The sequence below is a fragment of the Streptomyces sp. NBC_00454 genome (assembly GCF_041434015.1).
GTDB lineage: Bacteria > Actinomycetota > Actinomycetes > Streptomycetales > Streptomycetaceae > Streptomyces.
This window is the reverse complement of sequence record NZ_CP107907.1, coordinates 3653591-3666666: the sequence shown is the minus strand read 5'-3', so window position 1 is coordinate 3666666 and position 13076 is coordinate 3653591. Positions and strand designations below refer to the sequence as shown.

Annotated in this window: 9 protein-coding genes and 1 tRNA gene; 4 read left to right on the top strand and 6 right to left on the bottom strand. The window is 69.3% G+C overall.

Features of this window, described 5'->3' with window-relative positions; translation table 11 throughout:
* Window positions 1–23: 23 nt before the first annotated feature.
* Together OHU74_RS16965 and OHU74_RS16960 are read right to left on the bottom strand one after the other, a co-directional pair.
* Window positions 24–1457: a sulfatase-like hydrolase/transferase gene (locus OHU74_RS16965; RefSeq protein ID WP_371616678.1), complete on the bottom strand. Its 1434-nt coding sequence runs from the start codon at window positions 1455–1457 to the stop codon at window positions 24–26.
* Window positions 1458–1572: 115 nt separating this feature from the next.
* On the bottom strand, window positions 1573–1668 hold the full coding sequence (locus OHU74_RS16960; protein WP_350325720.1) for a putative leader peptide: 96 nt from the start codon (window positions 1666–1668) through the stop codon (window positions 1573–1575).
* A 158-nt stretch (window positions 1669–1826) separates the two neighbouring features.
* Between OHU74_RS16960 and purF the strand changes: the two genes are divergently transcribed.
* Complete coding sequence (purF, locus tag OHU74_RS16955; RefSeq protein WP_330297261.1) at window positions 1827–3344, top strand: amidophosphoribosyltransferase; 1518 nt, start codon at window positions 1827–1829, stop codon at window positions 3342–3344.
* Window positions 3345–3488: 144 nt separating this feature from the next.
* Window positions 3489–4559, top strand: a complete 1071-nt coding sequence (gene purM, locus OHU74_RS16950; RefSeq protein ID WP_371616677.1) for a phosphoribosylformylglycinamidine cyclo-ligase — start codon at window positions 3489–3491, stop codon at window positions 4557–4559.
* 109 nt (window positions 4560–4668) lie between these two features.
* On the opposite strand, the gene OHU74_RS16945 is transcribed toward purM, so the two are convergent.
* Both OHU74_RS16945 and OHU74_RS16940 read right to left on the bottom strand, forming a co-directional pair.
* Window positions 4669–4941 carry a DUF3073 domain-containing protein gene (locus OHU74_RS16945; protein WP_112449218.1) on the bottom strand — a complete coding sequence of 91 codons (273 nt, stop codon included), beginning with the start codon at window positions 4939–4941 and terminating at the stop codon, window positions 4669–4671.
* Between the two features lie 335 nt (window positions 4942–5276).
* Complete coding sequence (locus OHU74_RS16940) at window positions 5277–6410, bottom strand: Leu/Phe/Val dehydrogenase (RefSeq protein WP_371616676.1); 1134 nt, start codon at window positions 6408–6410, stop codon at window positions 5277–5279.
* A gap of 174 nt (window positions 6411–6584) precedes the next feature.
* Here OHU74_RS16940 and OHU74_RS16935 point away from each other — a divergent pair, with 174 nt between their 5' ends.
* Both OHU74_RS16935 and bldC read left to right on the top strand, forming a co-directional pair.
* Window positions 6585–7439 carry a hypothetical protein gene (locus OHU74_RS16935; protein WP_371616675.1) on the top strand — a complete coding sequence of 285 codons (855 nt, stop codon included), beginning with the start codon at window positions 6585–6587 and terminating at the stop codon, window positions 7437–7439.
* A gap of 577 nt (window positions 7440–8016) precedes the next feature.
* Complete coding sequence (gene bldC, locus OHU74_RS16930; protein ID WP_003949541.1) at window positions 8017–8223, top strand: developmental transcriptional regulator BldC; 207 nt, start codon at window positions 8017–8019, stop codon at window positions 8221–8223.
* Window positions 8224–8858: 635 nt separating this feature from the next.
* Here the strand turns inward: bldC and OHU74_RS16925 are convergent.
* Both OHU74_RS16925 and hrpA read right to left on the bottom strand, forming a co-directional pair.
* Window positions 8859–8932 (bottom strand) — tRNA-Asp (locus tag OHU74_RS16925).
* A 69-nt stretch (window positions 8933–9001) separates the two neighbouring features.
* Window positions 9002–12937 (bottom strand): ATP-dependent RNA helicase HrpA, encoded by a 3936-nt coding sequence (gene hrpA / locus OHU74_RS16920; RefSeq protein ID WP_371616674.1) that lies wholly within the window; start codon window positions 12935–12937, stop codon window positions 9002–9004.
* Between the last annotated feature and the right edge of the window lie 139 nt (window positions 12938–13076).

The window sequence follows — 13076 nt, the reverse complement described above, 5'->3', positions numbered from 1 at the left end:
GTCACCGACCCGGGGACAGGTGATCAGCCCGGGTACGGGAGCAGCCCCGAGTCCGTCTTCTCCCAGGCCGCCCGCAGCTCGGCCAGCCGGGCCGGTTCCAGCGCCGCCCTGTCGGCCTGTTCGCGGATGTCCCCGGCCAGGTTGAAGAGCTGGTCGCGGCCCGCCTTGCCGCGGTAGTACTTCCAGTCCCCGCGGCGCAGCGCCCGCTCTCCGCGGACCCGCCAGAAGAGGTTCCGCTCGGCGATCTTCTCGCCCCGCAGCAGGTATCCGGCCAGGCTGACCCCGTCCAGCGGGTACGCCGGGTTCGCGCGGGCCCCGGCCAGTTCCAGCAGGGTCGCCGTCCAGTCCGGGGTGAAGACCGGGACGTGGCTGACCTGGCCGCCGTCCAGCCGGGCCGGCCAGCGCACGATGTTCGGGACCCGGATCCCGCCCTCCTGGAGGGAGGCCTTGTTGCCCGAGAGCGGCCAGTTGTAGGAGAAGCGCTCGCCGCCGTTGTCGCTGGAGAAGAAGACCAGGGTGTCCTCCTCCTGGCCGGAGCGCTTGAGGGCCTTCAGCACCTCGCCGACCGAGCGGTCGAGGTCCTCCACCATCTGCCGGTACTTCTCGATCGAGCCGCCGTCCTGGTGCCACAGGGCCCGTGCGTCGCCCGCCTTGATCCGCCGCTCGACCTCGGCGCTCTCCGCGGTGTCCCCGTCGGCGATCCACGGCCAGTGCGGGGTGGTGAAGTTGAGGTTCAGCAGCCACGGCTTGTCCCCGTGGTCGCGGGAGACGTACTCGCTCGCCCGCTCGGTCAGGATGCGGGTGTAGTACCGCAGGTCCTTGTACTCGGCGTCGCCCTCGTAGAGGTCGTACTCCCCGCCCAGACCGAGCTTGGAGTAGTACTCCAGCGCACCGCCGAAGTTGCCGAAGAACTCGTCCCAGCCGGACTTGGTCGGGCTGTAGTCGGGCAGGTAGCCGCAGTGCCACTTGCCGATCAGCGCGGTCGCGTAGCCGGAGCCGCGCAGCAGCGAGGCCAGCGTGGGGTGGGTGGGCTCCAGCCCGGCCGTCTTGTCGGCTATCGGCTCGGCGAGCCCGCCCTTGGTGCGGCCCGGGTAGCGCCCGGTGTACAGGCTGAAGCGGGTCGGGGAGCAGGTCGCGGAGCCGGAGTAGGCGTCGGTGAAGCGCACGCCCTGGCGGGCGAGCCTGTCCAGGTTCGGGGTCTTGATGTTCGGGGACCCGTACGAGGACAGGTCGGCCCAGCCGAGGTCGTCCCCGAGGATGAACAGGATGTTCGGGCGGCGGGAGCGGCGGCCCCGGTCGGCCCGGAACTCCCGCTCCGACCCGGCGGCGGGGGACTCGGCCGCCTGGGCCGCCCCGGCCGGCGAGGCGGCGCCGAGCCCCACGGCCGCGGCGGCGGCGGTTGCTCCGACGGCGCCGCCGAAGGCACGCCGGGACAGCTTGTTCTCGTACGAAGACACAGGTACTCCAGGGCACGGCTCGCCCACTCGCCCCGGGCGGGCGCGGGACGGCGCGCGGCACGGCAGGGCGGAGCTGGGCGGAGCGGAAATGTGAAAGAGGAAGGAAGAGTTGTGGCTACGCGGAACAGCGACAGATGGCGCTCGCGACACGGACCAGGTCTACGTGGCGGCGCTCTACGAGGGTGACGGAACGGTCACCGAGAGGCTGCATGGGTCGAGAGACTGTCCGAATGCGGTTGTAGATGTCAACAAGGGCATCCGGATACCGAGACGCCACCCAATGCGGAGCGCACGTCACCCTCCGTGCTGTGACATTTCCCGGGCGTCCCCAATTCGGACCGGTGGTCGATCTCGCCTACACTCGGGGGCGTGCCTCGTGGTGATGGACGACTCAACCACGACCTGCTCCCCGGCGAGAAAGGCCCCCAGGACGCTTGCGGCGTCTTCGGTGTCTGGGCTCCGGGTGAAGAGGTCGCCAAGCTCACCTACTTCGGACTGTATGCATTGCAGCACCGTGGACAAGAGTCCGCGGGCATCGCTGTGAGCAACGGTTCCCAGATCCTCGTCTTCAAGGACATGGGCCTCGTTTCCCAAGTCTTCGACGAAACCTCTCTCGGCTCGCTCCAGGGTCATATCGCGGTCGGTCACGCCCGCTACTCGACCACTGGCGCCTCCGTCTGGGAGAACGCTCAGCCGACCTTCCGTGCGACCGCCCACGGCTCCATTGCCCTGGGTCACAACGGCAACTTGGTGAACACCGCCGAGCTCGCCGAAATGGTCGCCGACCTCCCCCGTCAGGACGGCCGCGCCACCCAGGTGGCGGCCACCAATGACACCGACCTGGTCACCGCCCTGCTGGCCGGCCAGACGGACGACGACGGCAAGCCCCTGACCATCGAGGAGTCGGCCACCAAGGTCCTCCCGAAGGTGAAGGGCGCCTTCTCGCTCGTCTTCATGGACGAGGGAACGCTCTACACCGCCCGTGACCCGCAGGGCATCCGCCCGCTGGTCCTCGGCCGCCTCGACCGCGGCTGGGTGGTCGCGAGCGAGACCGCCGCCCTCGACATCTGCGGCGCCAGCTTCGTCCGCGAGGTCGAGCCGGGTGAGCTCATCGCGATCGACGAGAACGGTCTGCGGACCTCTCGCTTCGCGGAAGCAAAGCCCAAGGGTTGTGTCTTCGAGTACGTCTACCTGGCGCGCCCGGACACCGACATCGCCGGCCGCAACGTCTACCTCTCGCGCGTCGAGATGGGCAGGCGCCTGGCCAAGGAAGCCCCGGCCGAGGCCGACCTGGTGATATCGACGCCGGAATCGGGCACGCCCGCCGCCGTCGGTTACGCCGAGGCCAGCGGGATCCCGTACGGCGTCGGCCTGGTCAAGAACGCCTACGTGGGCCGGACCTTCATCCAGCCCTCGCAGACGATCCGCCAGCTCGGCATCCGGTTGAAGCTGAACCCCCTCAAGGAAGTCATCCGGGGCAAGCGCCTGGTGGTCGTCGACGACTCGATCGTCCGCGGCAACACCCAGCGCGCCCTGGTCAAGATGCTCCGCGAGGCCGGTGCGGCCGAGATCCACATCCGGATCTCCTCCCCGCCCGTGAAGTGGCCCTGCTTCTTCGGCATCGACTTCGCCACCCGCGCGGAGCTGATCGCCAACGGCATGACCGTCGACGAGATCGCCACCTCCATGGGCGCGGACTCCCTCGCGTACATCTCGCTCGACTCGATGATCGAGGCGACCACCATCCAGAAGCCCAACCTCTGCCGTGCCTGCTTCGACGGCGAGTACCCCATGGAGCTGCCCGACCCGCAGCTTCTGGGCAAGCAGCTTCTGGAGACGGAGCTGGCCGGCGGTACGGACGCCGCCGACGCGCTCCGGCGCCCGTAGGGCTCGCAGCCCCGTAGAGCACCCGGTCCCCCTGGGGCCGGTGTGCCCTGCCCACCCTGCTCAACCTGCGCGGGGCCCTGTCTTCGAAGCTTCTCCCGGGGCCCCGCACCACACGCAGCAACGACACGAAAGCTCTCTCCTGTCATGACAGAGAAGACCACCGGTGCCAGCTACGCAGCCGCGGGCGTCGACATCGATGCGGGAGACCGCGCCGTAGAGCTGATGAAGGAGTGGGTGAAGAAGACGCAGCGCCCCGAGGTCCTCGGCGGCCTCGGCGGCTTCGCCGGCCTCTTCGACGCCTCCGCCCTCAAGCGCTACGAGCGCCCCCTGCTGGCCTCCGCCACCGACGGGGTCGGCACCAAGGTGGACATCGCCCGCCGCATGGGCGTGTACGACACCATCGGCCACGACCTGGTCGCGATGGTCATGGACGACATCGTCGTCTGCGGCGCCGAGCCGCTCTTCATGACCGACTACATCTGCGTCGGCAAGGTCCACCCCGAGCGGGTCGCGGCCATCGTCAAGGGCATCGCCGAGGGCTGTGTCCTGGCCGGCTGCGCCCTGGTCGGCGGCGAGACCGCCGAGCACCCGGGCCTGCTGGGCCCGGAGGACTTCGACGTGGCGGGCGCCGGCACCGGAGTCGTCGAGTACGACGCCCTGCTGGGCGCGGACCGTATCCGTACGGGCGACGCCGTGATCGCGATGGCGTCCTCCGGTCTTCACTCGAACGGGTACTCACTGGTCCGCCACGTCCTCTTCGACCGCGCCGGGATGTCCCTGGAGCAGCACGTGGAGGAGCTCGGCCGGACCCTCGGCGAGGAGCTCCTGGAGCCCACCAAGATCTACTCGCTGGACTGCATGGCGCTCACCCGCACCGCCGAGGTGCACGCCTACTCCCACATCACGGGCGGCGGCCTCGCGGCCAACCTGGCCCGGGTGATCCCGGACCACCTGCACGCCACGGTCGACCGCTCGACCTGGGCCCCGGGCGCGATCTTCGACCTGGTCGGCAAGGCCGGGCAGGTCGAGCGCCTGGAGCTGGAGAAGACCCTGAACATGGGCGTCGGCATGATGGCCGTGGTCCCGCAGGAATCGGTGGACGTGGCCCTGACCGCCCTGGCCGACCGGGGCGTCGACGCCTGGGTCGCGGGCGAGATCCTCGAGCGCGGCGACCACGCCGAGGGCGCGACCATGACCGGTGACTACGCGAACTAGCGCGAGCGGACAGCACGGAAACCCGGTCCGGGGCAATGCCCTGGACCGGGTTTCGGTGTTTCAGACCTGGTGTGCAGACACCACGAGAGCGTCACGCACCGCGAAAGCGTCAAGCACCGCGACGATGCGCCGACGGACCGGACTCTTCGTCCTCGTCCTCTTCGTCATCGTCGTTGTAGAGCGCCGCGTACTTGGCGTACGGGTCGTCCTCATCTTGATCGTCATCGTCATCGACTTCGACCGGCACGCTGACAGGCAGCGGCGGATCAGTCGGCGATGCGCCCAGCTCATTGGCCAGACGCGACAAGTCAGTCCCGCCGCTGCTGTACTTCAGCTGGCGGGCGACCTTCGTCTGCTTGGCCTTTGCCCGGCCGCGCCCCATGGCTCGACCCCCTCGGTGACGGGGCTCGACGGCCCCAGAGTCTGACACGCGTTCATGGTTCGGAGCGGGCTCTCCGTGGAGAGACCGTCCGTAGGGGTTTAACGGTACCTGCTTCCGCGGCCATACGGTACGTCGCCCGCATGACGCGCCCCGGTGCAGTACCAACAAGGCGCCCCGTCCTCGCTGGTCAGCTGCGATTTTAGCCCTTTCCTGACGGGCGACCCGCCGAAGCGCAGTGAGTTCCGTCTCGCCGCGCCCCGGCGGACACCCCGGAAGCCCCTGGTAAGAGCCCGATAAGGACGCCCGTGGGGACCCCCGCAGGGACCTGGTGTGGATCAGGCGGTGAGCGCGGCGCTGCGGGCGGCCGTGCGCGCGGCGAGGGCCTCCGACATGCGCTGCTCGGCGATCCGGTCGGCGGCGGCGGCCGGCGGGATCCCGTCTGCCTTCGCACGTGCGAAGATCTCCAGCGTGGTGTCGAAGATCTTCGACGCCTTCGCCTTGCAGCGGTCGAAGTCGAAGCCGTGGAGCTCGTCCGCGACCTGGATGACCCCGCCCGCGTTGATCACGTAGTCCGGCGCGTAGAGGATCCCGCGGTCCGCGAGGTCCTTCTCCACACCCGGGTGCGCGAGCTGGTTGTTCGCCGCGCCGCACACCACCTTCGCGGTCAGGACCGGCACCGAGGCGTCGTTCAGGGCGCCGCCCAGCGCGCAGGGGGCGTAGATGTCCAGGCCCTCCACGCGGATCAGCGCCTCGGTGTCGGCGACGGCGGTGACCCGGCCCGCGTACTTGCCGGTGGCGTGCTTCTCGAGGATCCGCGACACGGATTCCTCGCGCACGTCCGTGATCACGACCTCGGCGCCGTCCTCCAGCAGGTGCTCGACCAGGTGGTGGCCCACCTTGCCCACGCCCGCCACGCCGACCTTGCGGCCGCGCAGGGTCGGGTCGCCCCACAGGTGCTGGGCGCTGGCGCGCATGCCCTGGAAGACGCCGAAGGCGGTGAGGACCGAGGAGTCGCCGGCGCCGCCGTTCTCGGGGGAGCGGCCGGTGGCCCAGCGGGTCTCGCGGGCCACGACGTCCATGTCGGCCACGTAGGTGCCGACGTCGCAGGCGGTCACGTAGCGGCCGCCGAGGGACTCCACGAACCGGCCGTAGGCCAGCAGCAGTTCCTCGGACTTCAGGACGTCCGGGTCGCCGATGATGACGGCCTTGCCGCCGCCGAGGTCGAGCCCGGCGAGCGCGTTCTTGTACGACATGCCGCGCGCGAGGTTCAGCGCGTCACGGACGGCTTCCTCGTCCGAGGCGTACGCGTGGAAGCGGGTGCCGCCGAGGGCGGGGCCCAGGGCGGTGGAGTGGATCGCGATGACGGCCTTGAGGCCGGAGGCTCGGTCCTGGCACAGCACGACTTGCTCGTGGCCACCCTGTTCCGAACGGAACAGGGTGTGCAGGACGCCGTCGGTCATTTCGGTCACGGTGGTGACTCCCATGGAAGAGATGCGGCGGAAAAGACGCCCGCCCTGCGGGTGGGGGAGGGCGTGCTGGGAGCAGCGTAAGACCTGTGGGCCCCGGCGATCCTCCCGGTCCGGGGATCGGAACACTCACGGGGGTACGGAGTACCGGTGCGCGCCGCGGGGGAGGACGAGAGCGTGAGCGAATCCCCCGAGCCCCGGCTGCCCTCCGCACGTTCGACACCGACCGTCCCGTACGCCTCGTACCTGCGCGTCTACGAGCCCCTGGCCGCTTTCCCGGAGCCCGAGCGCACCCACTGGGCCGACTACGCCCGGCGCGGGACCACGGCGACCGCCCAGGACGAACTGCGCCGGTCGCTGGTGAACTTGGTACGGGTCCCCGTGGTCGGGGTCCCGGCGCACGAGAGCGCGGACGCCTTCACCGCCGAGGTGGACGGGGTGCTGCTGGTCTGCCCGTGGCGCACCCGGCTGCGCGGCTGGCTGGCGCTGGAGGAGCTGTCGGCCGAGTTCCCGCCCTCGGTCCTCGACGCCGTCCTGCCCGCGGTGACCCGGCGCCGGACCACCGAGGAGTACGAGGCCTGGCGCGGGCGGAACCCCGACGCGCGCCCGTGGATCCGTACCGGGGTGTGGCAGGTGCCGCTGCGCTGGTTCGTGCTGGTGGCCGACGAGGAGCGGGAGTACGTGCCCGGCGAGCGGCTGCGCTACCGGACGCCGATGGTGCAGGCGCGGCGCCGCCTGGCGCGGGCGCTGCGGACCCTGCGCGAGGCGGAGGGGTACGGGATGCTCGCCGAGGGGCTGGTGGAGGTCGGGAGCTGGCTGGAGGAGTTCCACCCGCGCTCGATGGTGGAGCTGGACTACGGCGGCCTGCCGCACGCGCTGCCGGCCGAGCGGCTGGCGGTCGACCACTCGGCCCGGGACCTGGCGGCGGGCATCGCGGCGCTGCGGGCCGGGGACCGGGACGGGGCGGCGGAGACGTACGGGGTCCTGGCGGAGCGGTGGCGGGCGGTCCGGGAGAGACTCTTCGCGAACTAGGGCGAAATCCGGCGGGCACGGTTTTCGGTCCGGGTAGCGGGTCGGGGCCCGGGTGTCCATCGGCCGATCGGCGGAGCGCGCCGGTGAACCGGCAGCTCAGGACCGTGATGCCCTCTTTTGGGTCTTTGTTCCGGGACCTACGTCCCGATACGGGCCATTGGCCCAAGCGTGACGGACCGCACTTTCTACACCCTTGCGCCCTTCCCCTACCCTCGTGCCAAAATAGGACAAGGAGTCCGGGGAGGGTTCCTTCCGTCCAACTAAGGGCGGAATGCTCGGCATTGCACTCTACGGGGGGTCTGACGACTCCTGATCGCTCTGTGACTGATCGTCACAGTGGGGTGACTGTCCGTTATGGGACGGTCCATCGGCTTCCGCCGCTGATGAACACCTCGGAGGGCAATTCCATCGGTTTGGCCGTCGAGGCTGGACGGATGGTGTAGTTGTAGTGCCGAGGACAAGCCGTTCGTCCTATAACCGACTCGGCCCGCGTATGTCCATTTCGGGCAACGTGGGCCAAGGTGCAGAATTTAGAGGAAAGAACCGAGATGGTTCGGTTCTCCCGAGGAGGCCGCTCATGACCGCTCGCACCCCTGATGCCGAGCCGCTGCTGACCCCGGCTGAGGTTGCCACGATGTTCCGCGTGGACCCGAAGACGGTCACTCGCTGGGCCAAGGCTGGCAAGCTCACGTCCATCCGCACCCTGGGTGGACACCGCCGTTACCGCGAGGCTGAGGTCCGCGCACTGCTTGCGGGAATTCCGCAGCAGCGCAGCGAGGCCTGAGGTTCCGCAGCACAACTTATTGCCGGGTCTATATCGGGTCCCCCAATCCGATGAGCCCCACATAGCTTCAAACGACCGGACCTGCCCCAACAGGTTCCCAGTCGTTCGATCGCGCTGGACTCCGCCGGGTCCAGCGCGATCTTTTTTATGCCCTGGTCAGGGTCCTGTCGTACGTGCGTGCGGGGCCGGCCGGGGTGGGTGCAATTACACATATTAAATCGAGCAGGCGTAGGGGTCCGATAAAAGCCTGCGTCTCAAAAACTCATGTGGTGACTCCCGTCACAGGTGATCACTCTTGTACATCCGGCAATGCACCCCGTAAGGGGATGTCCGGCGCAGAGCGCATCCTGCGGACGGGGGATATTTCCGCCCCTCCGGACCCCGTGGGCGGCACACCCTTCGGTGATCCAGAAGGTGGCCCGTGAAGCCCTCTGGCGGCCCCTCAGGGGCTCTTGGGGGCGTCGTGCGGGGTTCCGGTGACCCCGGGGGGCGTTCGGGCGGCCCCGAGGGGCGGGTTCGCGCCGATGCACTTCCCGGGCTTCCCGAGCTTCCCGGGTTTGCGGGGGTGCCGGGGTGCGCCCCCGGAAACGCATCAGGGCCCGCATCCCTGGGGGATGCGGGCCCTGATGTCACTGCGAACCTGACGGGACTTGAACCCGCGACCTCCACCTTGACAGGGTGGCGAGCTAACCAACTGCTCCACAGGTCCTCGATTTGCAGCCGCTGGGCGGCTACGAATCAGACTGTACCGCAGCTCAGGGGGTGCAGTCGAACCCGATCAGCGGGCAGGTCCCGGGGCGGCCGCGTCGACCGCCTTCACGATGCGTTTGTCGGAGATCGGATACGCCGTTCCGAGGGCGTGCGCGAAGTAGCTGACCCGCAGTTCCTCGATCATCCAGCGGATGTCCGTGACCGCCGTCGGGACCGGTCGGCCCTTGGGCAACTGCTCCAGCAGCCACAGGTACTCGTCCCGCATCTCGTGGACCTTCTCCATGCGCGTGGTGTCGCGCTGGACCCCCGTGGGCATCTGCTGGAGCCGCCGGTCGACGGCCACCAGGTAGCGCATCAGGTCCGGCAGCCGGCGCAGTCCGGTCAGCGTGACGAAGCCGGCCGGCATGAGGGCCGCGAGCTGCGTCTTGGCGTCCTGGACGTTGGCCACCAGGGCGAGGCTGGCCGTGGTCTTCAGGCGGCGTTCACAGGCCTGCCAGGCGGCCAGCACCTGCTGCACCTGCGTGATCGTCCGTACGGTCGTGTCCACCAGGTCGGTCCGCACGGCCTCGTAGAGCTTCCGGAAGCCCGCCTCGTCCCACGCCGGTCCGCCGTGCCGCGCGATCAGGTGGTCGGCCGCCGCGGTGGCGCAGTCGTCGAACAGCGCCTGGATGGAGCCGTGCGGATTGCGCGACAGCGCCAGCTTCTGCTGGTTGCTCAGGTGGTCCGAGGCGAACTTCGCCGGGTTCACCGTGATGTTGAGCAGGATCAGCCGCCGGGTGCCGAGCCGCATCGCCTGCTGCTGCTCCGCCTCGGTGTCGAAGAGGCGTACGGAGACGCTCGTACCGGCGTCCACGAGCGCCGGGAACGCCTTCACCGGCTGACCGGCCCGCCGGGTCTCGAAGACCTTGGTCAGCGTGCCGATCGTCCAGTCCGTCAGCCCGGTCTTCTCCACCGACTCCCCGCCCTCGCGCTCGGCGGTGGCCGCGGCGGCCTGCGAGAGGGCCTGGCGGGCCTTGGGCTTGAGCTGGAGCCGCAGGGCCTCCAGGTCCTTGGCTTCGGCGAGGTTCTTGCGGCGCTCGTCGACGATCCGGAAGGTGATCTTCAGGTGGTCGGGGATCCGGGTCAGGTCGAAGTCCTCGGCGCTGACCGGGACCCCGACCATCCGCTGGAGCTCCCGGGCCAGCGTCACGTGCAGGGGCTCCTGCAGCGGGTGCGCGGTGGCCAGGAACCGCGTCGCGAAGTTCGGGGCGGGCACGTAGTGCCGGCGGATCGGCTTCGGGAGGGACCGGATCAGCTCGGTGACCACCTCTTCCCGCAGGCCCGGGATCTGCCAGTCGAAGCCCTCGTCCGTGACCTGGTTCAGCACCTGGAGCGGGATGTGGACGGTCACGCCGTCCGCGTCCGCGCCCGGCTCGAACTGGTAGGTCACCCGGAACTTCAGCCGGCCCTGGTGCCAGGAGTCCGGATAGTCGGCCTTGGTGACCCCGGCCGCCTTCTCCGTCAGCAGCATCTCGCGCTCGAAGTCGAGCAGTTCGGGCTCGTCGCGCTTCTTGTGCTTCCACCACGAGTCGAAGTGCGCGCCGGAGACGACGTGTTCGGGGATCCGCTGGTCGTAGAAGTCGAAGAGCGTCTCGTCGTCGACCACGATGTCGCGGCGCCGGGCCCGGTTCTCCAGCTCCTCCACCTCGGTGAGGAGCTTGCGGTTGTCGGCGTAGAACTTGTGGTGGGTCCGCCAGTCGCCCTCGACCAGGGCGTTGCGAATGAACAGTTCGCGCGAGACCTCGGCGTCGATCCGGCCGTAGTTGATCTTCCGCTGCGCGACGATCGGGACCCCGTACAGGGTGACCTTCTCGTACGCCATGACGGCCGCCTGGTCCTTCTCCCAGTGCGGCTCGCTGTAGGTGCGCTTGATCAGGTGCTGGGCGAGCGGCTCCACCCACTCCGGCTCCACCTTGGCGTTGACCCGGGCCCACAGCCGCGAGGTCTCCACCAGTTCCGCCGACATCAGGAACTTGGGCTGCTTCTTGAAGAGCGAGGAGCCGGGGAAGATCGCGAACTTGGCGGACCGGGCCCCCAGGTACTCGTTCTTGTCGGTGTCCTTGAGCCCGATGTGCGACAGCAGGCCGGCCAGCAGCGAGATGTGCACGCTCGTCTCCGGGGCATCGGCCTCGTTGACGTGGATGCCCATGGTCTTGGCGACCGTACGCAGCTGCGAATAGATGTCCTGCCATTCGCGGATCCGCAGGAAGTTCAGGTACTCCTGCTTGCACATCCGGCGGAAGGAGGACGAGCCGCGTTCCTTCTGCTGCTCGCGCACGTAGCGCCACATGTTCAGGAACGAGAGGAAGTCGCTCGTCTCGTCCTTGAAGCGGGCGTGGTTCTGGTCGGCCTGGGTCTGCTTGTCCGAGGGCCGCTCGCGCGGGTCCTGGATGGACAGGGCCGCCGCGATGACCATGACCTCGCGGACGCAGTTGTTCTTGTCCGCCTCCACCACCATGCGGGCCAGGCGGGGGTCCACGGGGAGCTGGGAGAGCTGGCGGCCCATCGGCGTGAGCCGCTTCTTGTGGTCCTTCTCCGCCGGATCGAGGGCCCCGAGCTCCTGGAGGAGCTGGACGCCGTCGCGGATGTTGCGGTGGTCCGGCGGGTCGATGAAGGGGAACTTCTCGATCTCGCCGAGGCCGGCCGCGGTCATCTGGAGGATGACGGAGGCCAGGTTCGTGCGCAGGATCTCGGCGTCCGTGAACTCCGGACGGGTGACGAAGTCGTCCTCGGAGTAGAGGCGGATGCAGATGCCGTCCGAGGTGCGGCCGCAGCGGCCCTTGCGCTGGTTGGCGCTGGCCTGCGAGATCCGCTCGATGGGCAGCCGCTGGACCTTGGTGCGGTGGCTGTAGCGGGAGATGCGCGCGGTGCCCGGGTCGATCACGTACTTGATGCCGGGGACGGTCAGCGAGGTCTCGGCGACGTTGGTCGCGAGGACGATCCGCCGGCCGGTGTGCTGCTGGAAGACCCGGTGCTGCTCGGCGTGCGAGAGGCGCGCGTAGAGGGGGAGCACCTCGGTCAGGCGCAGCTTGCGCTTCTCCAGCGCGTCCGCCGTGTCGCGGATCTCGCGCTCGCCGGAGAGGAAGACCAGGATGTCGCCCGGCCCCTCCGCCTGGAGCTCGTCCACGGCCTCGCAGATCGCGGTGATCTGGTCGCGGTCGGAGTCCTCGGAATCGTCTTCGAGGAGCGGGCGGTACCGGACCTCGACGGGGTACGTCCGGCCGCTGACCTCGACGATCGGGGCGTCTCCGAAGTGCCGTGAGAAGCGCTGCGGGTCGATCGTCGCCGAGGTGATGATGACCTTGAGGTCGGGGCGCTTGGGCAGCAGCGTGGCGAGGTAGCCGAGCAGGAAGTCGATGTTCAGCGACCGCTCGTGGGCCTCGTCGATGATGATCGTGTCGTACGCGCGCAGCTCGCGGTCCGTCTGGATCTCGGCGAGCAGGATGCCGTCCGTCATCAGCTTCACGAAGGTCGCGTCCTGGTCCACCTGGTCGGTGAACCGGACCTTCCAGCCGACCGTCTGCCCGATCTCGGACTTCAGCTCCTCCGCGATGCGCTCCGCGACCGTGCGGGCCGCGATCCGGCGGGGCTGGGTGTGGCCGATCATCCCCCGGACGCCGCGCCCCAGCTCCATGCAGATCTTGGGGATCTGCGTGGTCTTGCCGGAGCCGGTCTCGCCCGCGACGATCACGACCTGGTGGTCGCGTATCGCCTCGGCGATCTCGTCCTTCTTCTGGCTGACGGGAAGGTTCTCGGGATACGTGACCTCCGGCATCCGCGAGGCGCGCCCGGCCAGTCGCGCGGCGGCCTTTTCGGCCTCCGCGGCGATCTCGTCGAGTACGGCCTGCTTGGCCTCGGGCTTGCGGATACGGCGGGCGCCTTCGAGGCGGCGGCCGAGGCGGTGCGCGTCACGGAGGTTGATCTCACCGAGAAGCGTCTGCAGGGCGGCGAAGGAAGTAGACATACCTGGTCGAGGATCTCACCCGCAGGTGCCGGGTGGCGAACGCATTTGTGCACCCTCCCCGTACCATTTCGGGACGAGATCCCCTGAAGCGACCCGCCGTCCGAGTGAGAGGCCCGCCATGTTCCGCGCCCGCGCCGCC